The sequence below is a fragment of the Variovorax sp. HW608 genome (assembly GCF_900090195.1).
GTDB lineage: Bacteria > Pseudomonadota > Gammaproteobacteria > Burkholderiales > Burkholderiaceae_C > Variovorax.
This window is the reverse complement of sequence record NZ_LT607803.1, coordinates 4,401,717-4,421,508: the sequence shown is the minus strand read 5'-3', so window position 1 is coordinate 4,421,508 and position 19,792 is coordinate 4,401,717. Positions and strand designations below refer to the sequence as shown.

Below are 19,792 nucleotides of genomic sequence, written 5' to 3'. Positions count from 1 at the left end.
GGATGAAATCGATATCGAAACCGGCATCCAGGTAAACCCCATGACCAACTACACGCACTGGTTCATCCGCGCGCGGCTCAAGACGCGCCAGCTGCTGCTGCTCGTCGCGCTGGCGGAAGAGGGCAACATCCACCGCGCGGCCCAGGTGCTCAACATGACGCAGCCGGCAGCCTCGAAGCTGCTGAAGGACCTCGAGGACGTGCTGCAGGTGCCGCTGTTCGAGCGCCTGCCGCGCGGCATGCAGCCGACCTGGTACGGCGAGACGATGATCCGCCACGCCCGCGTCGCGCTCGCGAGCCTCAACCAGGCGCACGACGAACTGATGGCGCTGAAGGCGGGCGGCGCGGGGCAGGTGAACATCGGCGCGATCACCGCGCCGGGGCTGGTGCTGCTGCCGCCGGCAGTGGCCGCGGTGAAGCGCGAGCACCCCAACCTGCGCGTGTCGCTGGAGATCGAGACCAGCCCGGTGCTGCTCGAGCGGCTGGAGCAGGGCAAGCTCGACCTGCTCGTCGCGCGGCTCTTCGCGGAGCACGACAAGACCAACCTGCGCTACGAGGCGCTCACCGAGGAGCCCGTCTGCGCGCTGGTGCGGCCCGGCCATCCGCTGCTGGGCATGACCGGGCTCGGCTTGCGCGACCTCGTCTCCGCCGGCTGGATCGTGCCGCCGGCCGGCAGCGTGCTGCGGCACCGCTTCGACCTGATGTTCCAGGAGGAAGGACTCGCACCGCCGATCAACGTCATCGAGACCGCGGCGCTGCTCTTCATCACGCGCATGCTGCAGCAGAGCGACATGGTGGCGGTGCTCGCGTCCGACGTGGCGCGCTACTACGCGGCGCACGGCATCGTCACGCTGCTGCCGGTGGAGATGCCCTGCCACATGGACGCCTTCGGCATCATCACGCGCACCGACCGCCTGCTCTCGCCCGCGGCCAAGGTGATGATGAAGGCGCTGAAGGCGGAGAGCTTCGCGGCGTACGGGAAGCGCCTGGACGACTGAACCCGATCAATCAGCAGCAATCAGGAGATACGCATGACCACCATCCCCCAAGCCCTCGATGCACCGCGCTGCGTCTGGCCGGCTGCCGCCACGCTGGGCGAAGGCACGCTCTGGTCCCGGCGCGAGGAGGCGCTCTACTGGGTCGACATCCTCGAGCGGCGGCTGCATCGCTACCACCCGGCCAGCGAGGCCCGCGCGAGCTGGGATTTCGATGAAGAGATCTCCGCGGTCGCGGAACGCGCCGCCGGGCCCGGCCTGATCGTGACGCTGCGACGCGGCTTCGCGCTGTTCGATCCGGCGCGCAATGCGCCGGCGCAGTACCTCCATCAGCCGGAGCCCGAGCTGACGACGAACCGCTTCAACGACGGCAAGTGCGACGCCCAGGGCCGCTTCTGGGGCGGCACCATGGACTTCGACTGCGAGGCACCGACGGGCTCGCTGTACCGCTTCGATGCGGATGGCCGCTGCACGAAGCACGACGAAGGATTCGCGGTCACCAACGGACCGACCTGGTCGCAGGGCGGGCGCACCATGTACTTCAACGACACGGTCAAGGGCCGCATCCATGCCTACGACTTCGATGCCGACAGCGGCACGCTCTCGAACAAGCGCGAGTGGCATCGCTTCGAGCGCGGCGACGGCTATCCCGACGGCATGACCACCGACGCCGCGGGCCGGCTCTGGATCGCGCACTGGGGCGGCGCCTGCGTGAGCTGCCACGATCCGGTGACCGCCGAGGAGCTGCTGCGCATCAAGCTGCCCACGAGCCACATCACGAACTGCGCGTTCGGCGGCCCGGGCCTGCGCACGCTCTACATCACGAGCGCGACCAGCGGGCTCACGCCGGCGCAGCGCGAGGCCGAGCCGCTGGCGGGCGGCCTGTTCGCGGTGCCGCTCGACGTGGCGGGCTTGCCCGCAGCTTGTTTCGCGGGCTGACGCCGATCGCGGCGCCCTTAGTCCATGGCAACCATTTTTTCAAGCCTTTGACAGCGGACTACACCAAAGGGCCGGTTGCCTTGCACCAAGGCTGAGTGTTCAATGCACCGGGCATGGCGGAACGAAGCCCCAACAACAACCCGCCAATGCGAACTGGAGAAGAGACATGGACGATCCGAACTTGAATCCAGCGGAGGAATTGCCGGTGGTCCGGCTCATCGATGACGATGTGTCCTTCCGTCGCGCCGTGCGCCGCCTGCTGCTGGCGGCCGGCCACCGTGTCACGGAGTACAGCTCCGTCGGTGCCATGCTGCTCGAAGGCATCGGTAGCGCGCCGGGCTGCCTGGTGCTCGACATCCACATGCCCGGGCCGAGCGGGCTCGATCTTCAGGAAATGATCGCCACGCAGCCCGAGCCGCTGCCCGTGATCTTCGTGACCGCCGAAGCCACGGTGCAGGAGACGCTGCGCGCGATGAAGGCCGGCGCGGCCGACTTCCTCTTCAAGCCGGTCGACGGCGACACGCTGGTGTCGGTGGTCAACAAGGCGGTGGCCGAAGACGCCGCGCGGCGCAAGGCCCGACGGCATCTCGCCGAATTGCAGAACCGCTACGCACGCCTGAGCCCACGCGAGCGGCAGGTGCTGGACATGGTCGTCAACGGCGCGCTCAACAAGCAGATCAGCGCCGAGCTCGGCGCGGCGGAGCGCACCGTCAAGGCCCACCGCGCGCACGTGATGGCGAAGATGGGCGTGAACTCGCTGGCCGACCTGGTCCGCGCGGTCGTGCAGCTGGACGCGCCGGTCGGGGCCTGACCCAGGGCCTGCTCACACTATTTCCGGGTCGCGGAAATAGTGTGAGCAGCCCTTAGCGTTTCAATCGCAGGCCGGTGACCAGGTAAGTCAGGCCCAGCAGCGCGGTCAGCGCGACCACGATCAAGCGGCGGCTGTCCTCGGTGGAGAGGCCGAAGATCAGCGCCAGCCCGAAGAGCAGCGTGCCGAGGCTGACGATGAACGCGGTCAGCGCGCCATTGCGCTGGCCGTTCGGCAGGGGTTGCCTGCCCTTCGTGGCGGTAAAGATGATCCCGACCGCGCCGAGGGCGATGCACAGCACGATGACCGCGCCGTAGTAAGCCACCGAGCCGAGCATGCGCGACTGGATGCCCGGATTGGCGAGCCCGAACAGGCCGATCGCGAGGCGCAACGCCGCATCCGCGAACACCAGCGTGGACAGCCATCGCGCCGGCGGGTACTTCGAGACCGTGAACCACAGCGCCAGGCCGATCAGTCCGTCGACCAGCGCGAAGTGGCCGCTGCGCCCCAAGCCCTTCTGCGCTTCGGCGGAGATCGGCGTGATCAGCAGGAAGGCCACGAAGAGCAGGCTGATCGCCCCCCGAAGCAGCAGGACCAGTCGCAGGTTCATTGGTTAAGCTCCGCGCAGCAGCGCTGCGGTATTCGCCTGTTTCTCTATTTCTTCCTGGCGGCCTTGCCCCTCGGCTCGACGAACAGCGCCTCGCCCTGGACCAGCGTCGCCTCCACCTGGTCGCCGACCTTCAGCGAATCGAGCAGCTTCGGATCGTCGACTTCGAACTTGCGCGTCTCGCGCACGCCGCGCAGCGTCACGGTCTTCTTCTTGTGGTCGATGGCGAAGACATTGACCACCGCATGGACCGTGTGCCGCACCCCCACGCCGGGGCTCTGCCCGGGCTGCGAAAGGAACACCTCGACCCAGTCGGTGCGCTGGCGGATGCCGCCGCCCTCCACCTTGCGCAGCTCGACCAGCAGCGCCGCGCCCTGTTTCAGCGTCACGACATCGCCGACCTTGAGCTGGTCGAAGTTCTTGACCGCATCGCCGGCCCGGATCGTGACCTCGTTGCCATCGGGCCGCTTGAGGGTGATGTCGCGCGTCGCGGAATCGATCTTGGTGATGGTGGCCGAGCGCGTGCGCACCCCGCCCGCGACCGCCCCGCCCGGCTCGCGGCCGATGACGACCGCGCCGGCGTCCGGCGGCGCGGCCTGGGGCTTGTCCTGCGACCAGGCCGGAACCGCCAGCGTGGCGGACACCGCCAGCACGAGACCCGCAAAGCGCTTGTTCATGAATGAAGCTCCTTGATGATGTGACAGAAAGAATCGATCAGCTGCCAGACCAGGGTCCGGCCACCTTCCACTGTGGCGCTCCCTTGGCGCTGCTCTTGTTCCTGCAGAAGATGTAGTCGCCGGCGTTCTGCAGCGAGCCATGGCGGTTCTCCACGCGCGCAAGCTTGCAGTCGGGGCGGCCTTTCGGATCCTTCGAGGGCGTGACGCTGCCGCTGGCGCTGGCACCGCTTTCCCACTTGGTGGTGACGCCATCCTCGCCGTCCAGCGCCTTGTTGATCGCCCGGGTCATGACCTCGACGTCGGCCTTGCTGAACCGGGTGATCGGCGTGTCGCGCATCGAGTTGTAGTTGCTGAGCGGGCGCTGCGCGCCCGCCGATGCCGCGGCCAGCACCGCCGCGGCGGCCACCAGCCATCTGATTCCCTCGCTCCTTTGCATCCTCGCCCCTTTGCTTCGGAAGATTGACATCGACCTCGCGATCCGCGAACGAACCCGTCCCGATCCGACGCGTTCGCTGGCCGGATCGTGTTGTAGCCGGCCCGCAGTGCGAAGTCCATCGGGAGGTGCTGCGCCCATCTTGGGGCTCGCCGCGCGGCCTGCAAATCGGCCCGACGGGCAACGCCGCATGCCCCTTCGGGCAATAGACCGGACGCGCCATGCGCGCTAAGGGAAACAAGGGGCGTCGCAGCCCGGTGGCGAGATAGCCGGGCGGGCGTCAGAGCCCGCCGTAGATGCTTTCGCCGGACGATGCGTGATCGTGCCGTTTCGAGGCGCTGCGCAGGCTCAGGACCCAAAGCCGCGCATGCCGCTGTTCGCGGCTCTCGAAATGTTCGGTGAAGCGGCGTATGCCAGGCCGTTCGATCGCGGCGAGCGTCATCCAGTCGGTGCCGCCGAACGAGGGCGACTCCCCGCTGCGATCGACCAGGGCCGGTCGCAGCGCGGTCACCCATTCGGTGGGAACGGACGGATCGCGATCCAGTGTGCGCAGTGCGATCTTGGCGGCCTTGGGGCTCAGCGCCTGGATCTTTTGAAGGTGGAAATCGAGGTCCAAGAGGTCACCCTCCTTTCAGACACATCAGGATACATGTGTATCTGAAATTTACGCAAGGGTGATGCCTAGGGATTTCCTGTGGTTTGCGCGCACTGGCTACTCGGAGCTCATTCGTTTGTATTCATTCCGCTTCATCGCGAGGTAGTCCTGCTTCTCGACCTCGTGCAACTGGCGTGCGTAGCGCTCCGTGTTGTCGAACCACAGGGCGAGGCGGTCGGGCAGCTGGGCCTTGGTGGGCCGCTCCATGTAGGCGTCGATCGCGAGGTAGTAGCGCATGGTGTTGCGCTCGACCACGCCGAGCATGCCGCCGATGTATTGGGGCTCGCCCGAAGAGTCCTTGCCGCTGGAGGTGAAGCCGACCTTGTCGGCACCGAGCGTCTTGAGATAGGCCGACATCGCGATCCGCGCCGCCGTGCCGTAGCCGTAGGAGTAGCCGAGATGGATGAAGGTCTTGCCGTCCGGCAGCGGTGTCGCTTCGAGGTCGATGTCGTAATCATGCGTCGACATCGGCCCCGTCTCCGCGGTCAGCGACACGGCGAGGTAGTCCGCCGAGACCTTCGGCGAATGCCAGACGAAATTGATGCGCTGCGCTTGCGACAGCGGCTGGTCGAACTTGCGGCCCTCGGCGACGTCGAGCTGCGTGGCATCGCCCGATGAACGCACGGCACAGTACTTGGTGTTGAGGTGCAGCATCAGCACGTCGCACCAGACCGCCGGCTGGCCGAGCGATGCGCTCACCTCGCTGAAAGGATGGTTCAGCACCGCGAAGATGCTGCCGCTCAGTTGCCCCGACGCCTCCTTGGATTCCAGCGCCAGCGGCCGCCCGAAGACGTTCTGCGCCAGTTGCGGCTTGACGGCGGCGTACTTGGCCTGCAGGGCTTCGGCGCCGCCGAGCGCCTGCGACTCGGCCAGCGCCACGGCGGGCACGAGCGCCGGCAGGAAGAGAATGAACAGCCAGAGCGCCAGCCGGCGGAATGTCGAGTGCTTCATCATGATGAATACATCCTTCCGGCACGGCGTTGCTTGGCTTGCAGAACGGGCCCTCACCGGGGCGATGCATGCTGCGCGCCGTGCAAAGCGCAGCACGCGCCGCCCCGCGGCATCAAGCGGCCGTGACCGACACGGCCTTGGTCACGAGGTAGGCCTCCATGGCTTCGGGGCCGCCTTCCGAACCATAGCCCGAGTCCTTCACGCCGCCAAAGGGCATTTCCGGCGTCGGCGTCGCGGGCTGGTTGACCCAGAGCATGCCCACTTCGAGCTGATGCGACAACAGGTGCAGGTTCTTGATGGACTTGGTGTAGGCGTAGCCGGCCAGGCCATAGGGCAGGCGGTTGGCTTCGGCGATGGCTTCCTCGATGGTGTCGAAGCCGCGGATCGCCGCGATCGGGCCGAAGGGTTCGTTGTTGAACACGTCGGCTTCGAGCGAGACGTCGGTCAGCACGGTCGGGGCGAAGAAGTTGCCGTCGCTGCCCACGCGCTCGCCGCCGGTCGCCACCGTCGCGCCGGTGGCACGGGCGTCCTCGATCACCTTGGCCATCGCGCTCAGGCGGCGCGCGTTGGCCAACGGGCCGAGCGTGGTGCCTTCGGCCAGGCCGTCGCCGAGCTTGAGGCTTTCGGCGTGCTTCACCATCGCCTTCGCGAAGGCGTCGCAGAGGCTCTTGTGCACCAGGAAGCGGGTCGGCGAGATGCAGACCTGGCCGGCGTTGCGGAACTTGGCCGCGCCCGCGGCCTTGACCGCGAGTTCGACGTCGGCGTCCTCGGCCACGATCACCGGCGCGTGGCCGCCCAGTTCCATCGTGGCGCGCTTCATGTGCGCACCGGCCAGCGCGGCGAGCTGCTTGCCGACCGGCGTCGAGCCGGTGAAGGTCACCTTGCGGATGATCGGATGCGGGATCAGGTAGCCGGAGATCTCGGCCGGATCGCCGAACACCAGCCCGACGGTGCCCTTCGGCACGCCGGCGTCGACGAAGGCCTGCAGCAGCGCGGCCGGCGAAGCGGGCGTCTCTTCAGGTGCCTTGGCGAGGAAGGAGCAGCCGCTCGCGAGCGCCGCGCCCAGCTTGCGCACGATCTGGTTGATCGGGAAGTTCCACGGCGTGAAGGCTGCCACCGGACCGACCGGTTCCTTGATCACCAGCTGCTGCGCGTTCAGGTTGCGCGACGGCACGATGCGGCCGTAGACGCGGCGGCCTTCGTCGGCGAACCACTCGATGATGTCGGCGCCGGCCAGCACCTCGCCGCGCGCTTCGACGAAGGGCTTGCCCTGCTCCTGCGTGAGCACGCGGGCGATGTCGGCGGCGCGCTCGCGCACCAGGCCGGCAGCACGGCGCATGATCGCGGCGCGCTCGTTGGCCGGCACTCGGCGCCAGGCCAAGAAGCCGCGCTGCGCCGCGTCCAGCGCGCGATCGAGGTCGGCGATGCCGGCATGGGCGACCTTGCCGATGGCCTTGCCGGTCGCGGGATTGATCACATTCAACGTCTTGCCGCTCGCGGCGTCGCACCATTCGTTGTCGATGAGCAGGCGCGTGTCGGGATAACTGGCTGAAGTCATGCTGGGTCCTTGAATCCGTGAGGGGGGTGTGCCGGTTCGGGCGAATCGAACGCGGCGAAGGCCGGCCGCCGGGGGCGGCGCCGGGCGCAGCGCGCATCCTAGCGCCGTTGGCAACGGCCCGCCCGCGCCGGGTCAATGCTGCTCGCCGCGGCCGGCGCGCACCCAGTAGAAGGTCTTCGGCGCCGCCGGCATGGAAGGCGCACGCAGCCGCCGCATGGGCGTGGTGCGGATCTGGCCATCCCTCGTACAGTGCAGCGGCTCGCCTTCGGGCAGGCTCCGGTGCGCGTCGAGCATCACCGAGAGCGAAATCTCGGCACTGTGGCAGCGGGTGTCCACGCAGCGGACGTAGAAGCGCTCGCGCGTCGCGACGAGCTGGCTGTGCGGCTCTTCGTCACCCCCGGGCCCGATCCAGGTGGCGCCGACATCGAACGCGAGCATCACCGCATCGGGCGTGTCCATCCCGGCGAGCGAGCCGCTGTGGGCCGCCGACAGCCATCCGAGCAGCTGGGGCGTGAGTTCGAAGCGGACGGAATCCGGCCCCGAGGCGCCGGTGCCGGGCACTTCGACGAACACCGTCCGGGTCGCACGGCTGGCCGCTTCGGCCAGCAGCATGCGCCGTCGATGTCGGCGCGCGCGCACCTGGACGACGGCGATCAACCCCGCCAGCGGCCCCGCGGTCGCCAGCACCTCGAAGGCATTGAAGCCCGACAGCGCCGCATGCACGCCAGCACCCGCGATTCCCAGACTCACACCCGCTCCTCACGAGACAGGCTCGCCGGAATCCGCGAGCGCCTGCCGCAACAGGCTTATCGGCCGCTCGCAGGAAAACTTGAGTGTTACTTGATCGACCCCACCGGCCGGGGCGTCATCGAGTCCGCGACGTCCACCCAGCCCCCGCCCATCGCCTGGTAGACATTGACCACCTGCGTGTAGCGGTCGGTCGTGAGCCCCACCAGCGCGAGCTCGGCCGCGAAGAGATCGGTGTCGGCCACCAGCACTTCGAGGTAGCCGATCAGCCCGCTCTCGAACTTCAGCCGCGACAGCCGCGCGGACTCACGCAAAGCGATCACTCGCTCGCGCTGGAACGCAACGCCCTCGATGGTCTTCTGGGTGCCGATCAGCGCGTCGTTGGTGTCGCGGAAGGCGTTGAGGATGGCCGACTGGTAGACCAGCTCCGCCTGCGCCTTCTGCGCCTCGGCGGAGCGGACCTGCCCTTCGATCGCACCGAAGGTGAAGATCGGTCCGGTCATGCTGGCAGCCGCCTGCCACGCGGTCGCCGGGCCGCGGAGGAAGCTCCCCGCCGCGGTGCTGGTCGAGCCGTAGAGTCCGGTGAGGGCGATGCTCGGGTAGTACAGCGCGCGCGCCGCGCCGATGCTGGCGTTGGCAGCGACGAGGTTCTGCTCGGCCTGCAGGATGTCGGGCCGGCGTTCGAGCAGGCTCGACGGCAGGTCCGCCGGGACCAGCGGCGCCACGAGCTCGTCGATGGTCTTGCCGCGCGGGATCGGCCCCGGGTCGCGCCCGAGCAGGATCGAGATGCGCCCTTCCACCGCGGCGATCTGCTGCTCGATCACCGGGATCGATGCCAGCGCCTGCTGCTGCTGGGAGCGCACCTGCATGACCTCGGTCTTCGAGACGATCCCGGACTTGAAGCGCAGATCGAAGATGCGCGCCGTCTCGCCGAAGTTGGCGGCGGTCGCCAGCGCGATCTCGCGCTGGCGATCCAGTCCGCGCAGCGTGATGTAGCTCGTTGCGACGCCGGCGACGAGCGTGAGCACCACGCCGCGCTGCGCCTGCTCGCTCGCGTAGACCTGCGCCTGCGCCGCTTCACCGAGGCGCCGCACCCGGCCGAAGAGATCGATCTGCCAGCTCGCGCCGAGCGCGGCCTGGTAGAGCGTGAAGTACGGATCGGCCGGCTCCGGGACTGGCGGCTGCCCGACGCGGCTCGCGCGGCTGCGGCTCGCCGCGCCGCTGTACGCAAGCTGCGGATAGAACTGCGAGCGCACCGTGCCCAGCGTGCCGATGAACTGGTCGATCCGCGCCGCCGCCACGCGCACGTCGAGGTTGCCCTGCAGCGCGGTTTCGACGAGCTCGCCCAGCACCGGGTCGCCGAACTGCTCCCACCATCGGGTGTTCGCCACGTCGGCGGCTCTCGGATAGTCGATGCGCCATGCGGCGGGTGCCTGCACCTCGGGGCGCCGGTAATCGGGACCGACGGTGCAAGCGGTGAAGGCCATGGCGACGGCGGCCAGCGCAGCCGCCGCGAGCCTGCGCGTGTCGCGTTGGCGCGCTGGAGTGGGTGTGGAGTGGGGCATCGATCGAAACATCGAAAAAAAAAGCTCAGAGGAAGGCCCAGACGAAGAGCAGCGTGACGGCCAGCATCACGACGCAGGCCACCGGCCAACGCCGCAGGAAGGTGTCGGTGCGTTCGAGCGCGGCGCCCGCCGAAAGGGCCGGGCCCTCGAGGCCGCCCAGCGCGATGCCGAGGTCGCCGGCAGGCACGCGCGGCAGGCCCCGGAACCGGTCGAGCACGAACGCCAGCAGCGCGCCGACGAGCACCGGCCACAGCGCATCCCACAGCGCGGCCGGCGCGAGCGCCTTCGGCAGCGCTTCGATCGGAAAGTCCAGATAGAGCAGCCACGGGACGACCAGCGATGCCAGGGCCATCGCGATCCAGGCGAAGGCCAGCACGCCGGGTGCGCGCGCGTTGGCATCGACCGCGGTGCTCTCGGCCAGACGGCGGGTGAAGTGGATCATCAGGAGCGTCGAGGCGATCGACGACAGCACCGCCACCGTGCCTGCGGGCCCGTCGCCGAGCAGGTCCTTGGCCGCGTACTTGGCGAGCGAGCCGCCGGTCAGCGGCAGGCCCCCGAGGCCGAGCGCGATGATGGCCGCCGGCAGCAGCATCGGCCACAGATGCCGCCGGCCCGTGAGCGCGACGACACCCACCGCGAGGAAGAGCGAACCCTTCACGAGCAGGTGGTGCGCCGCATAGAACGCGGCGGCCACCGGCGCCCCGGCATCGCCCGCCGCGAGCCCCATGCCGATCACCGCGACCACGAAGCCCATCTGGCTCACGCTCGAATAGGCGAGAACGGTCTTCGGGTCGCGCTGCGTGATGCCGATCAGCACGCCGTAGAGCGCACCGAAGAGGCCGAGCACCGCGAGCGCCTGGCCGAAGCCGGGCAGCGCGACGTCGAGCGGCAGGAAGCGCAGCAGAGCGATCACGCTCGCCTTGACCACCGCGCCGCTCATCACCGCGGCGGCGGGAATCGGCGCGGCCGTGTAGGCCAGCGGCATCCAGAAGTGCAGCGGCACCAGGCCCGCCTTCATGCCGAGGCCGATGAGCAGCAGGGTCACGGTGAGATCGCGCGTCGGCGAATCGGGCAGCGCGGCCACCGCATCGCTGATCAGCAGGCTGCCATCGGGCGTCGCGTTCGCCATGAGGACGAGGCCCGCGAGCAGGAAGGCCTCCGCCAGCAGCGCGAGCGCGAGGTACACAGCGCCGGCGCGCATCGCGTCCGGCCCCTCGCCCTGCAGCACGAGGCCGCTCGCGCCCACGCTCAGCACCGCGAGCAGGAAGTAGAAGCCGATCAGGTCCGCCGCCAGGAACACGCCGACGCAACCGGCGAGCGTCATCAGCCAGCAGACGATGAAGCCGTCGGGCTCGGCGCGGCCGCGCAGGAAACGCGCGGCATAGAGGCCCGATGCGATCCACAGCAGCGCCGCCACGCCGAGCAGCATCGCGCCCGGCGCATCGAGCGAGAAGCGCAGCGCGAAGGCCTGGTTGCCCAGCTCGAAGCTGCCCGCATCCGCATCGAACAGCGCCGCGAGCAGGGCCGGCACCGGCGCGATCACGAACAGGCGCGGCATGCGGCGACGCAGCCGCTTCGAGGCGCAGGCCACGAGCAGCAGCAGCGGCAGCCCGAGCGCGAGCGGCACCATCACCCCGACGCCGAGCAGGATCGCAAGCAGGGCGGTGGCGGCGATCACGGTCCCTCCACCCAGACCAGCAAGGGCCGGCCGATCAGCGCCACGTCGACCGGGCACAAGGCCGCGATGCCCAGGAGGAACGAGCACAGCGCGAGCACCAGCACCGCGACCTGCTGGTAGCGCGGCACCGCCTTTCGGGGCATCCACCCGGGTGCGGCCGGCTGCATCGCGCGCACCACCACGATGAACACGTAGGCGCTGGTGAGGAGGCCGCCGACCAGCATCACGAGCGCCCACCACCATTGCGCGGTCGCGATGGCAGAAGTCAGCAGCAGCCACTTCGCGAGGAAGCCGCCGGAGGGCGGCAGGCCGATCAGCGAAGCGCCGCCGAGCGCGAAGGCGCCCAGCGTCATCGGCAAGGCACGGCCCGCGCCGCGCAGGTCGGCCACGCGGTCGTGCCCGAGCGTGGAATAGATCAGCCCGGCGGCCATGAACATCGCGGCCTTCGCGGTCGCATGCGAGATCGCCTGCAGCATGCCGCCGTTGATCGCCGGAGCGCTGTCGATCTGCGCCGCCTCCAGGCCCGCGATCAGCGGGAACATGAGGAACAGGTAGCCGATCTGCGCCACGGTCGAGTAGGCGATCAGGAGCTTCAGCCGCGCCTGCCGCAAGGCGACCACGTTGCCGACCAGGATGGCCGCCGCGCCCAGCGCGGCAATCGACTGGGCTGCGGGCCGGGTGACGATGTCGGCGAAGACGTCGAGCCACAGGCGCACGACGAGGAACCATCCGCCCTTGATGACCAGCGCCGACAGCACCGCGCTCGCCGCCGCCGGTGCGCCGGCATGCGCGGGGGGCAGCCACAGGTGCAGCGGGAAGAGCGCGGTCTTCGCCAGCAGGCCGACCGTCATCAGCACCGCGGCGGTCCAGCTGATCGGCTCGGCACGCATGCTTTGGGCGAGCAGCGGGATGTCCAGCGTCCCGTACGCGCCGTACAGCAGGAAGACGCCGAGCAGGTAGAACATCGACCCGAGCAGCGCGAAGAGCAGATAGCGCAGCGCCGCCTGCAAGGTCTCGCCGCGCCCGTCGAGGCTCACCAGCGGCACGCCCGCGAAGGTCAGCAGCTCGAGCGCGACGTAGAGCGTGAACACGTCGCCGCTCACGAACACCAGGTTGAGCGAACCCCACACCGCGAGCAGCAGCAGCCAGAAGGCGTAGGGCGCACGCGCCTCGCGCACGCCCGCGGGCGTGCCGAAATCGCCGCAGGCATAGATGCCGATCACGCCGATCACCACCGCGATCGCGACGATCATCAGCACCGACAGACCGTCCGCGCGCAGCGCCACGCCCAGCGGCGGCACCCACCCGCCCAGCAGGTAGACCAGCGGCCGGCCCGAACCCACGACCGCATCGGCGATGCCCAGCGCGATGCCGAGCCCGAGCAGCAGCGTGACCAGCGCCACGCGCTGCGCATTGCGCCCGCCGAGCACGAAGCCCAGCATCGTGCCGACGAAAGGCAGCAGCACCGACAGCACCAGCAGCAGCCCGCCCGGCGTGGTCGCATTCATCGAATCGGCCACCGGCACCTAGCGATCTCCGGCGGCGGCATCCGCCTTCGCGGGAGCGGCGGGCGGCTCGGCCGCCAATGCGGCCTCGCCGGTTTCCTCGTGCAGCCGCAGCAGCAGCGCGACCGCCAGCGCCGACGCCGCGAAGGCGACCACGATCGCGGTGATCAGCAGGGCCTGCGGCACCGGATCGCCGCCCAGCCCGGCCGCCGCGCCGCGCCGCGCGATCACCGCGCACACGAGGAACACGCCGTTGCCGATCAGGTTGAACGCGAGGATCTTGCGCAGCGGCTGCGGGTTGACGACGACGCCGTACAGGCCGAGCCCGATCAGCGCCGCCGCGCAGAGCCCGAAAAGCTGGGTCGCTTCCATCATTTCTGCAACGCCCTGTGGGGAGCACCGGCAAGCAGGAGGCCCAGCGTGAGCGCGAGCGAAGGCATCAGTGCGAACTCGACGGCCACGATCCACAGCTTCGCGAGGCCGTCCGGATAGCCGAGGAACGCACCCGCCGTGAGCGCACCCGCGAAGCCGACGAGGATGAACACCAGCGGCCCCGCGACCAGCCAGAAGCGCAGCGCGAAGCGCCCCACCCGCGGGACGTCGGCGAGCCCCGCCATCATCGCCAGCAGCCACATCGCCGCGAGGATCGTTGCGCCCTGGAACTTGCCGCCCGGATGGTCCGCGCCGTACCACAGGATGTAGACCCCGATCACGATGCCGATCGGCGGCAGCATGCGCGCGAAGTGCGCGAGGATGCTGTTCGGCTGCGCGATGGGCTGCAGGCTCGGCCGGCCACCCCAGGCGAGATCCGGCGCGAGCGACCAGACGCCCAGGAGCCCGAAGGCCAGCACGATCGCCTCGAGCAGCGTATCCATCGCGCGAAACGACAGCAGCACCGCCGTGATCGGGTTGCCGACGCCGGTGGTGTGGATGTTGTCCATCACCGCCGGCGCGAGCGTCGGCGTGGCTTCGGGCAAGAGCAGCACGCAGACCGCGACGAAGCCCGCGACCGCAACCGAGCCGATCGCCGCCAGCACGCGCGTCCAGGCACCGGGACGCAGGCGATTCGTCCGCGCTTCGGTGGCGCGCAGGCGCGCGGCCGCGCCCACCAGCAGCGCCCCGGTCAGGCCGGCGCCGATCGCGGCCTCGGTGATCGCGACATCGACCGCCACCAGCCGCAGCCACACCACTGTCAGCAGCAGGCCGTACGGAATGAACCCGGCCACCGCCGCGAAGGTGTCGCGCGTCAAGACCGTCCACGCCGCGAGCCCGATGAACAGCAGCACGAGCGCGAGGTTCAGCAGCACGCTCATCGGCGAGCCTCCCCGGGGTCCGGTGCGGCCGAAGCATCCGTTCGCCCGGTCTCGCGAATGGCGCGCGCGATCATCTGCGATGCGGTCGCCGACGCGAGCAGCACCAGGAACCAGATCGCGATCAGCTTGAGGGCGAGGCTCACGCTGCCGGCCTGCGGCAGGAGCCCGAGAACGATCAGGCCCAGCCCGAGGTTGTCGGCCTTGGTCAGCGCATGCAACCGCGTGTAGGAGTCCGGAAAGCGCAGCAGCCCCACCGTGCCGGCCAGGAAGAAGAACCCGCCTGCGCAAACGGCCACGACGGTGAAGAGGTCGGCGATCGTGCTGATCATGGCTTGCCCGCCTGCGCGCTGCCTGCCGTGTCGGCGGCGGATTCGTCGCGCACCAGCACCGCGCCGGCCCGCACGAACGCGATGGTCGCGAAGGGCGCCAGCACCGCGAGCGTGAGCACGACGTTGATGACGATCTCCATGCCGTGGATCGTGCCCAGCAGCAGGAGGCTCGCGATGCCGCCGGTGCAGAACAGCATCGCCGCCATCATGCGCGCGCTGCTCCCCGGCCCGCGCAGCACCACGACGAGGCTCACCGCGATCATCAGCAGCACGAAGGCGCAGGCGCTGAGCAGGAAGTCGTCCATGGCGCTCATCCACCCGGCTCCACCACGACCAGCGCATCGAGCAGCAACTGCTCTTCCTTCGCCATCGTCTTCGCGAGCGGCTGGTCGGTGTCCAGGCAGTGATAGACCACGGCATCCGCCGTCTCGCCCACCGGCAGCGAACCCGGCATGAGGCTCATGATCGAGACGAAGTCGTTGCGCGCCAGGCCCGGCGGCAGGCCCACCGGGCAGGCGACGAAGCCGTCCTTGAGCGGCATCCGCGGCGACATCGCGCGCCTGGCCACGTCCACGCCGGCCATCACCGACTGCCACAGGAAGTGCGGCACGAAGGCCAGCAACGGCAGCAGCCGCACGTAGCCCACTTCGGGCGGCATCAGGCGAACGCTGGTCCAGGTCGCGGCGACGGTGGCGAAGAGCCCGACCGCGAGGTCGGCCGGCTCGAGGCTCGGCATCAGCACCAGCCAGAGGCCGAGGAACAGCAGGCCCCGGCTGACCACGGTGCGCGCGACGGGGGCGGCGGGTGCTTTCATCGGGCCAGCACTCAGGCCGCGTCGACCGCCGGCCGCACGCCCTCGGCGCGCCGGGCCTGGTCTTCCTTGCCGAACACCGCGACGTACATCGTGGGCAGCAGCACCAGCGTCAGCAGCGTCGCCACCAGCAGGCCGCCCATGATCGCGAAGGCCATCGAGCCCCAGAACACGGTGGGCGCGATCGGGATCAGGCCCAGCACGGTGGAGATCGAGGTCAGGATCATCGGCCGCAGCCGCGAGGTGCCCGACATCATCACCGCGTCGAGCACGCTCTGGCCCTCGGCGCGGTAGGTCTCGATCTGCACGACCAGGATCACCGCGTTCTTCGCGATCATCCCGATCAGCGCCAGGATGCCGAGGATCGCGACGAAGCCCAGCGGCCGGTTGAAGATGAGCAGCGACAGCACCACGCCGATCAGCCCCAGCGGCAGGATCACCACCACCATGGCCAGCCGCCTGAAGCTCACGAGCAGCACCATCACGCACAGCAGCATCAGCACGATCATCAGCGGCACCACCGCGAACACCGAGGCGCTCGATGCCGCGCTTTCCTCGAACAGGCCGCCGGTCTCGACCTTGTAGCCCCTGGGCAGCTTGGCGTTGAACTCCTTGATGCGGTCGGCCAGCGCGACCACCACCGTGTCCGGCAGCACGCCATGGGTCACGTCCGCGCGCACCGTGAGCGTCGGCACCCGGTTGCGACGCCAGACGAGCGGCAGCTCCTGTTCCTCGTCGAAGGTCGCGAACTGGGCGAGCGGCACCATGCGGCCGGCCGGCGTGGGCACCGCCAGCGAGCTCAGGCTCTGGAACGACACGCGCTGCTGCTCGGTGGCGCGGGCGACGACGTTGACGAGATAGATGTCGTCGCGCACCTGCGTCACCACCGACCCGGTGATCGCCGAGTTGAGGATGGCCGCCAGTGCCGCGGAACTGACGCCGAGCTGCCGCGCCTCCTCCTGGTTGATGCGGATCTTGACCTGCCGCGCAGGCTCCATCCAGTCGAAGTTGACGTGCCGCACACGCGAATCCGATCCGAGAACGCCCGCGAGGTCGAGCGAGTACCTGCGCACCTCGTTCGCGTCGGGGCCGCTCACGCGGTACTGCAGCGGCCATCCGACCGGCGGGCCGAGTTCGAGCGGCGATACGCGTGCGACCACGTCGGGGAACTGCTCGGCAAGCACCTGCTCGAGCTTCTGGTGCAGGCGGTCGCGGGCCTGCACGTCCTTCGCGACGATGACGAACTGCGTGAAGAACGGATTCGCGAGCTGCACGTTCAGCGTGAGGATGAAGCGGATCGCGCCGCGGCCCACGTAGGTGCTGAAGTGGTCGACGTCCGGATCGCTCCTGAGGAACTGCTCCAGCCGCTCGGCCTGCGCCTCGGTCGCGTGGATCGATGCGTTCTGGCGCAGCGTCATGTCGACCGTGAGCTCGGGCCGGTCGGAGGCCGGGAAGAACTGCTGCGGCACGAAGCGCACCAGGAAGAGCGTCGCCACGAAGGCCGCGATCGTCACCGCGAAAGTGACCCACTTCGCGCGGATCGCGCCTTCGAGGAAGCGGCCGTACACCGCCGTCACCTTGCTCGGCTTGGCGGCCGGCGCATCGGCCTTGGGCGCCTTCAGGATCGCCTTGCCCACCAGCGGCGAGAAGACCACCGCGCCGAGCCACGACACCAGGAGCGCCAGCGCCACCACGCTGAAGATCGAGAAGGTGTATTCGCCCGCCGAGCTGCGCGCGAAGCCGATCGGCACGAAACTGGAGATGGTGACCAGGGTGCCGATCAGCATCGGCGCGGCCAGCGTCCTGTAGGCGAAGGTCGCGGCCTGGTCCTTGGTGTCGCCGGCCGCGAGCCGGTTGATCATCGCGTCGACCGTGGTCATCGCGTCGTCCACCAGCAAGGTGAGCGCGATGATCAGCGCGCCGAGCGAGATGCGGTGCAGGTCGATGTGCAGCATGTCCATCAGCGCGAACACGATCGCCAGCGTGAGCGGGATCGACAGCGCCACCACCATGCCGGGCCGCACGCCCAGGCTCACGAAGCTGCACGCCAGGATGATGATGATCGCCTGCCAGAGCGAGGACATGAAGTCGTTGATCGCGACATCGACCGTCACCGCCTGGTCGGCCACCAGCGTCGGCTCGATGCCGTGCGGCAGGTTGGCGGTGAAGTCGGCCATCTCCTTCTTGATGTTGGCGCCGAGAGCGAGGATGTCGCCCGCCTCGCGCATCGCGATCGCGAGACCGATGGCCGGCTTGCCGTTGACGCGGAACATCGGCTGCGGCGGATCGACGAAGCCGCGCCGCACGCTGGCGATGTCGCCGAGCCGGAGCATGCGGTTGCCCAGCACCAGGGTGACCGCCTCGATGTCGTGCTCGGAATCGAAGGCGCCGCTCACGCGCATGAAGACGCGCTCCTGCTCGGTCTGTATCGTGCCCGCGGGGCGGATCACGTTCTGCGCCTGCAGCGCGTTGACGATGCTCGGGTAATCCAGCCGCAGGCCGGCGAGGCGCTCGGTGGAGAACTCGATGAGGATCTGCTCGTCCTGCGCGCCGAGCACCTCGATCTTCGACACGTCCGGCACCTGCAGCAGCCGCGAGCGCGCGGCCTCGACATGGTCGCGCAGCTCGCGGAAGTTGAAGCCGTCGGCGGTAAAGGCGTAGATGATCCCGAAGGTGTCGCCGAAGTCGTCGTTGAAGAACGGGCCGACCACGCCCTGCGGCAGGGTCTGCCGCATGTCGCCGACGTTCTTGCGCACCTGGTACCAGATGTCGGGGATCTCGCCCGGCGGCGTGGACTGCTTGAGGTCGACGAAGATCGTGGTCTGGCCCGCCACCGTGTAGCTGCGGACGCGGTCGAGATGGCGCGTCTCCTGCAGCGTGCGCTCCAGGCGCTCGGCGACCTGCTGCAGCGTTTCGTCGACGGTCGCACCGGGCCAGCCGGCCGCGACGACCATGGTGCGGAAGGTGAAGGCCGGATCTTCGGCACGCCCGAGGCGCAGGAAAGACAGGGCCCCGGCGACCACCGAGATGATCATCAGGAACAGCACCAGCGAGCGCTTGGACAGCGCCCATTCCGACAGGTTCGGCCCGATCACTGCGCGGCCTCGAGGATGCGGACCTTCTGGCCGGGGCGCAGCGCCTGCACGCCCGCCGTCACGACCAGGTCGCCGGGCGACAGGCCGGCAGTGACCTGGACGCGCGCCGCGTCGAAGGCGCGCACCTCGATCGGGCGCGCCGCGACGACGCCGCTCTTCGGATCGACCACCCACACCGAGGCGCTGTTGCCCGCGCGGTTGAGCGCCGACGCGGGAATGTCGATGGCCGGCGAGCTGTCGAGCTTCATGCGCCCGGTCACGGTGGAGCCGAGCCGGATCGCCGCGGGCGCGTCGATGAGCCGCACCCGCACGCTGAAGGTGCCCGTCACCGGATCGGCGCGCGGCGACACCTCGCGCACCTGCCCCCGTGCGGTGACCTTCGGGTCGTCGGTGAGCGAGACGCTGATGTCGGGATTGGACGGCGCACTGTTCTTGACCTGCGCCGGCACGTCGAACACCGCGTCGCGCGCGCCTTCGCGCGCCACCTGCACCACCATGCGGCCCGCCTGCACCACTTCGCCGGGCTCCGGCCCGCGCGCCGTGACCACGCCGGACACGTCGGCATTGAGGCGCGTGTAGTTGAGGCGGTTCTGCGCCAGCGTCACCTGCGACTGCGCGGTCTCGACCTGCGACTGCGTGACCTTCAACAGCGAGTCGGCCTGGTCGAACGAGGCGCGCGACACCGCGTTCTCGGCCAGCAGATCACGCAGCCGCGTGTGGTTGGTGCGGGCCTCGATGTTCTGCGCCTGCGCCGCCGCCAGTTGCGCGCGCGCCGATTGCAGCGCCGTCTCTTCGTTCAGGGGATCGAGCCGGGCCAGCAACTGGCCCTGCTTCACCCGGTCGCCGATCTCGACGCTGCGTTCGATCAAGCGCCCGTCGATGCGGAACGACTGGTTGATCTCGGTCTGCGCCTGCACGTTGCCGGTCAGCGTGACCGTGTCGCCGATCGCGCGCGTCTCGATCTTCATCACGCGCACCGGACGGATCTCCGCCACCGGCGCCTCGTCCGCGCGCCTGCAGGCCGACAGCGAGACGGCTGCGGCCAGCGCGACGAGCGCCGTGGCCCGGGACAGGACCCTGGAATGGCTCACATTTTTTTCAGGCACGGGCACCCGTCCTCTCTCGTC

At 69.4% G+C, this 19,792-nt stretch carries 20 protein-coding genes; 3 read left to right on the top strand and 17 right to left on the bottom strand.

Annotation, left to right across the window (positions count from 1 at the left end; translation table 11 throughout):
• Positions 1-40: 40 nt before the first annotated feature.
• From VAR608DRAFT_RS20805 to VAR608DRAFT_RS20795, 3 genes are all read left to right on the top strand, one after another.
• Positions 41-997 carry a LysR family transcriptional regulator gene (locus tag VAR608DRAFT_RS20805; RefSeq protein WP_088958888.1) on the top strand — a complete coding sequence of 319 codons (957 nt, stop codon included), beginning with the start codon at positions 41-43 and terminating at the stop codon, positions 995-997.
• Positions 998-1,030: 33 nt separating this feature from the next.
• Positions 1,031-1,933, top strand: a complete 903-nt coding sequence (locus VAR608DRAFT_RS20800) for an SMP-30/gluconolactonase/LRE family protein (RefSeq protein WP_088955780.1) — start codon at positions 1,031-1,033, stop codon at positions 1,931-1,933.
• A 166-nt stretch (positions 1,934-2,099) separates the two neighbouring features.
• Entirely contained in the window at positions 2,100-2,744 is a 645-nt protein-coding gene (locus VAR608DRAFT_RS20795) for a response regulator transcription factor (protein WP_088955779.1), read from the top strand.
• A gap of 52 nt (positions 2,745-2,796) precedes the next feature.
• Here the strand turns inward: VAR608DRAFT_RS20795 and VAR608DRAFT_RS20790 are convergent, their stop codons facing one another.
• The 17 genes from VAR608DRAFT_RS20790 to VAR608DRAFT_RS20710 form a co-directional block, all read right to left on the bottom strand.
• Positions 2,797-3,351 carry a hypothetical protein gene (locus tag VAR608DRAFT_RS20790; protein ID WP_088955778.1) on the bottom strand — a complete coding sequence of 185 codons (555 nt, stop codon included), beginning with the start codon at positions 3,349-3,351 and terminating at the stop codon, positions 2,797-2,799.
• Between the two features lie 44 nt (positions 3,352-3,395).
• On the bottom strand, positions 3,396-4,025 hold the full coding sequence (locus tag VAR608DRAFT_RS20785; RefSeq protein WP_088955777.1) for a hypothetical protein: 630 nt from the start codon (positions 4,023-4,025) through the stop codon (positions 3,396-3,398).
• A 37-nt stretch (positions 4,026-4,062) separates the two neighbouring features.
• Positions 4,063-4,431, bottom strand: a complete 369-nt coding sequence (locus VAR608DRAFT_RS20780; RefSeq protein ID WP_088955776.1) for a hypothetical protein — start codon at positions 4,429-4,431, stop codon at positions 4,063-4,065.
• 307 nt (positions 4,432-4,738) lie between these two features.
• Positions 4,739-5,074 carry a hypothetical protein gene (locus tag VAR608DRAFT_RS20775; protein WP_088955775.1) on the bottom strand — a complete coding sequence of 112 codons (336 nt, stop codon included), beginning with the start codon at positions 5,072-5,074 and terminating at the stop codon, positions 4,739-4,741.
• A gap of 96 nt (positions 5,075-5,170) precedes the next feature.
• The gene (locus tag VAR608DRAFT_RS20770; protein WP_231972911.1) at positions 5,171-6,067 is read right to left on the bottom strand and encodes a hypothetical protein; all 897 of its coding nucleotides are present in this window, start codon (positions 6,065-6,067) and stop codon (positions 5,171-5,173) included.
• Between the two features lie 109 nt (positions 6,068-6,176).
• Positions 6,177-7,622, bottom strand: a complete 1,446-nt coding sequence (locus VAR608DRAFT_RS20765) for an NAD-dependent succinate-semialdehyde dehydrogenase (RefSeq protein ID WP_088955774.1) — start codon at positions 7,620-7,622, stop codon at positions 6,177-6,179.
• A gap of 132 nt (positions 7,623-7,754) precedes the next feature.
• Positions 7,755-8,372, bottom strand: coding sequence for a hypothetical protein (locus VAR608DRAFT_RS20760; RefSeq protein ID WP_157731074.1), 618 nt, complete (start codon positions 8,370-8,372; stop codon positions 7,755-7,757).
• An 86-nt stretch (positions 8,373-8,458) separates the two neighbouring features.
• Positions 8,459-9,934 carry an efflux transporter outer membrane subunit gene (locus VAR608DRAFT_RS20755; protein WP_088958886.1) on the bottom strand — a complete coding sequence of 492 codons (1,476 nt, stop codon included), beginning with the start codon at positions 9,932-9,934 and terminating at the stop codon, positions 8,459-8,461.
• Between the two features lie 25 nt (positions 9,935-9,959).
• Positions 9,960-11,612 (bottom strand): complex I subunit 5 family protein, encoded by a 1,653-nt coding sequence (locus VAR608DRAFT_RS20750; RefSeq protein ID WP_088955772.1) that lies wholly within the window; start codon positions 11,610-11,612, stop codon positions 9,960-9,962.
• On the bottom strand, positions 11,609-13,138 hold the full coding sequence (locus tag VAR608DRAFT_RS20745; RefSeq protein WP_197700402.1) for a complex I subunit 5 family protein: 1,530 nt from the start codon (positions 13,136-13,138) through the stop codon (positions 11,609-11,611). Before VAR608DRAFT_RS20745 ends, VAR608DRAFT_RS20750 begins: the two co-directional genes overlap by 4 nt.
• Positions 13,139-13,489 carry an NADH-quinone oxidoreductase subunit K gene (locus VAR608DRAFT_RS20740; RefSeq protein WP_088955771.1) on the bottom strand — a complete coding sequence of 117 codons (351 nt, stop codon included), beginning with the start codon at positions 13,487-13,489 and terminating at the stop codon, positions 13,139-13,141.
• Positions 13,489-14,430 (bottom strand): hydrogenase subunit MbhD domain-containing protein, encoded by a 942-nt coding sequence (locus VAR608DRAFT_RS20735; protein WP_088955770.1) that lies wholly within the window; start codon positions 14,428-14,430, stop codon positions 13,489-13,491. The genes VAR608DRAFT_RS20740 and VAR608DRAFT_RS20735 overlap by 1 nt, the downstream gene beginning before the upstream one ends.
• Positions 14,427-14,759: a cation:proton antiporter gene (locus VAR608DRAFT_RS20730; RefSeq protein WP_088955769.1), complete on the bottom strand. Its 333-nt coding sequence runs from the start codon at positions 14,757-14,759 to the stop codon at positions 14,427-14,429. Before VAR608DRAFT_RS20730 ends, VAR608DRAFT_RS20735 begins: the two co-directional genes overlap by 4 nt.
• Complete coding sequence (locus VAR608DRAFT_RS20725; RefSeq protein WP_197700401.1) at positions 14,756-15,073, bottom strand: monovalent cation/H+ antiporter complex subunit F; 318 nt, start codon at positions 15,071-15,073, stop codon at positions 14,756-14,758. The genes VAR608DRAFT_RS20730 and VAR608DRAFT_RS20725 overlap by 4 nt, the downstream gene beginning before the upstream one ends.
• A complete protein-coding gene (locus VAR608DRAFT_RS20720; protein ID WP_088955768.1) occupies positions 15,070-15,573 on the bottom strand; it encodes a Na+/H+ antiporter subunit E in 504 nt (167 codons plus the stop codon). The genes VAR608DRAFT_RS20725 and VAR608DRAFT_RS20720 overlap by 4 nt, the downstream gene beginning before the upstream one ends.
• Before the next feature lie 11 nt (positions 15,574-15,584).
• A complete protein-coding gene (locus VAR608DRAFT_RS20715; protein WP_088955767.1) occupies positions 15,585-18,665 on the bottom strand; it encodes an efflux RND transporter permease subunit in 3,081 nt (1,026 codons plus the stop codon).
• The gene (locus VAR608DRAFT_RS20710; protein ID WP_197700400.1) at positions 18,662-19,756 is read right to left on the bottom strand and encodes an efflux RND transporter periplasmic adaptor subunit; all 1,095 of its coding nucleotides are present in this window, start codon (positions 19,754-19,756) and stop codon (positions 18,662-18,664) included. Before VAR608DRAFT_RS20710 ends, VAR608DRAFT_RS20715 begins: the two co-directional genes overlap by 4 nt.
• Between the last annotated feature and the right edge of the window lie 36 nt (positions 19,757-19,792).

Coding starts and splice junctions, on each gene's coding strand:
- VAR608DRAFT_RS20725 (WP_197700401.1), bottom strand. CDS start 15,073: ATGAGCGCCATGGACGACTTCCTGCTCAGCGCCTGCGCCTTCGTGCTG.
- VAR608DRAFT_RS20740 (WP_088955771.1), bottom strand. CDS start 13,489: ATGGAAGCGACCCAGCTTTTCGGGCTCTGCGCGGCGGCGCTGATCGGG.
- VAR608DRAFT_RS20755 (WP_088958886.1), bottom strand. CDS start 9,934: ATGCCCCACTCCACACCCACTCCAGCGCGCCAACGCGACACGCGCAGG.
- VAR608DRAFT_RS20735 (WP_088955770.1), bottom strand. CDS start 14,430: ATGAGCGTGCTGCTGAACCTCGCGCTCGTGCTGCTGTTCATCGGGCTC.
- VAR608DRAFT_RS20770 (WP_231972911.1), bottom strand. CDS start 6,067: ATGATGAAGCACTCGACATTCCGCCGGCTGGCGCTCTGGCTGTTCATT.
- VAR608DRAFT_RS20800 (WP_088955780.1), top strand. CDS start 1,031: ATGACCACCATCCCCCAAGCCCTCGATGCACCGCGCTGCGTCTGGCCG.
- VAR608DRAFT_RS20790 (WP_088955778.1), bottom strand. CDS start 3,351: ATGAACCTGCGACTGGTCCTGCTGCTTCGGGGGGCGATCAGCCTGCTC.
- VAR608DRAFT_RS20720 (WP_088955768.1), bottom strand. CDS start 15,573: ATGAAAGCACCCGCCGCCCCCGTCGCGCGCACCGTGGTCAGCCGGGGC.
- VAR608DRAFT_RS20805 (WP_088958888.1), top strand. CDS start 41: ATGACCAACTACACGCACTGGTTCATCCGCGCGCGGCTCAAGACGCGC.
- VAR608DRAFT_RS20795 (WP_088955779.1), top strand. CDS start 2,100: ATGGACGATCCGAACTTGAATCCAGCGGAGGAATTGCCGGTGGTCCGG.
- VAR608DRAFT_RS20785 (WP_088955777.1), bottom strand. CDS start 4,025: ATGAACAAGCGCTTTGCGGGTCTCGTGCTGGCGGTGTCCGCCACGCTG.
- VAR608DRAFT_RS20765 (WP_088955774.1), bottom strand. CDS start 7,622: ATGACTTCAGCCAGTTATCCCGACACGCGCCTGCTCATCGACAACGAA.
- VAR608DRAFT_RS20730 (WP_088955769.1), bottom strand. CDS start 14,759: ATGATCAGCACGATCGCCGACCTCTTCACCGTCGTGGCCGTTTGCGCA.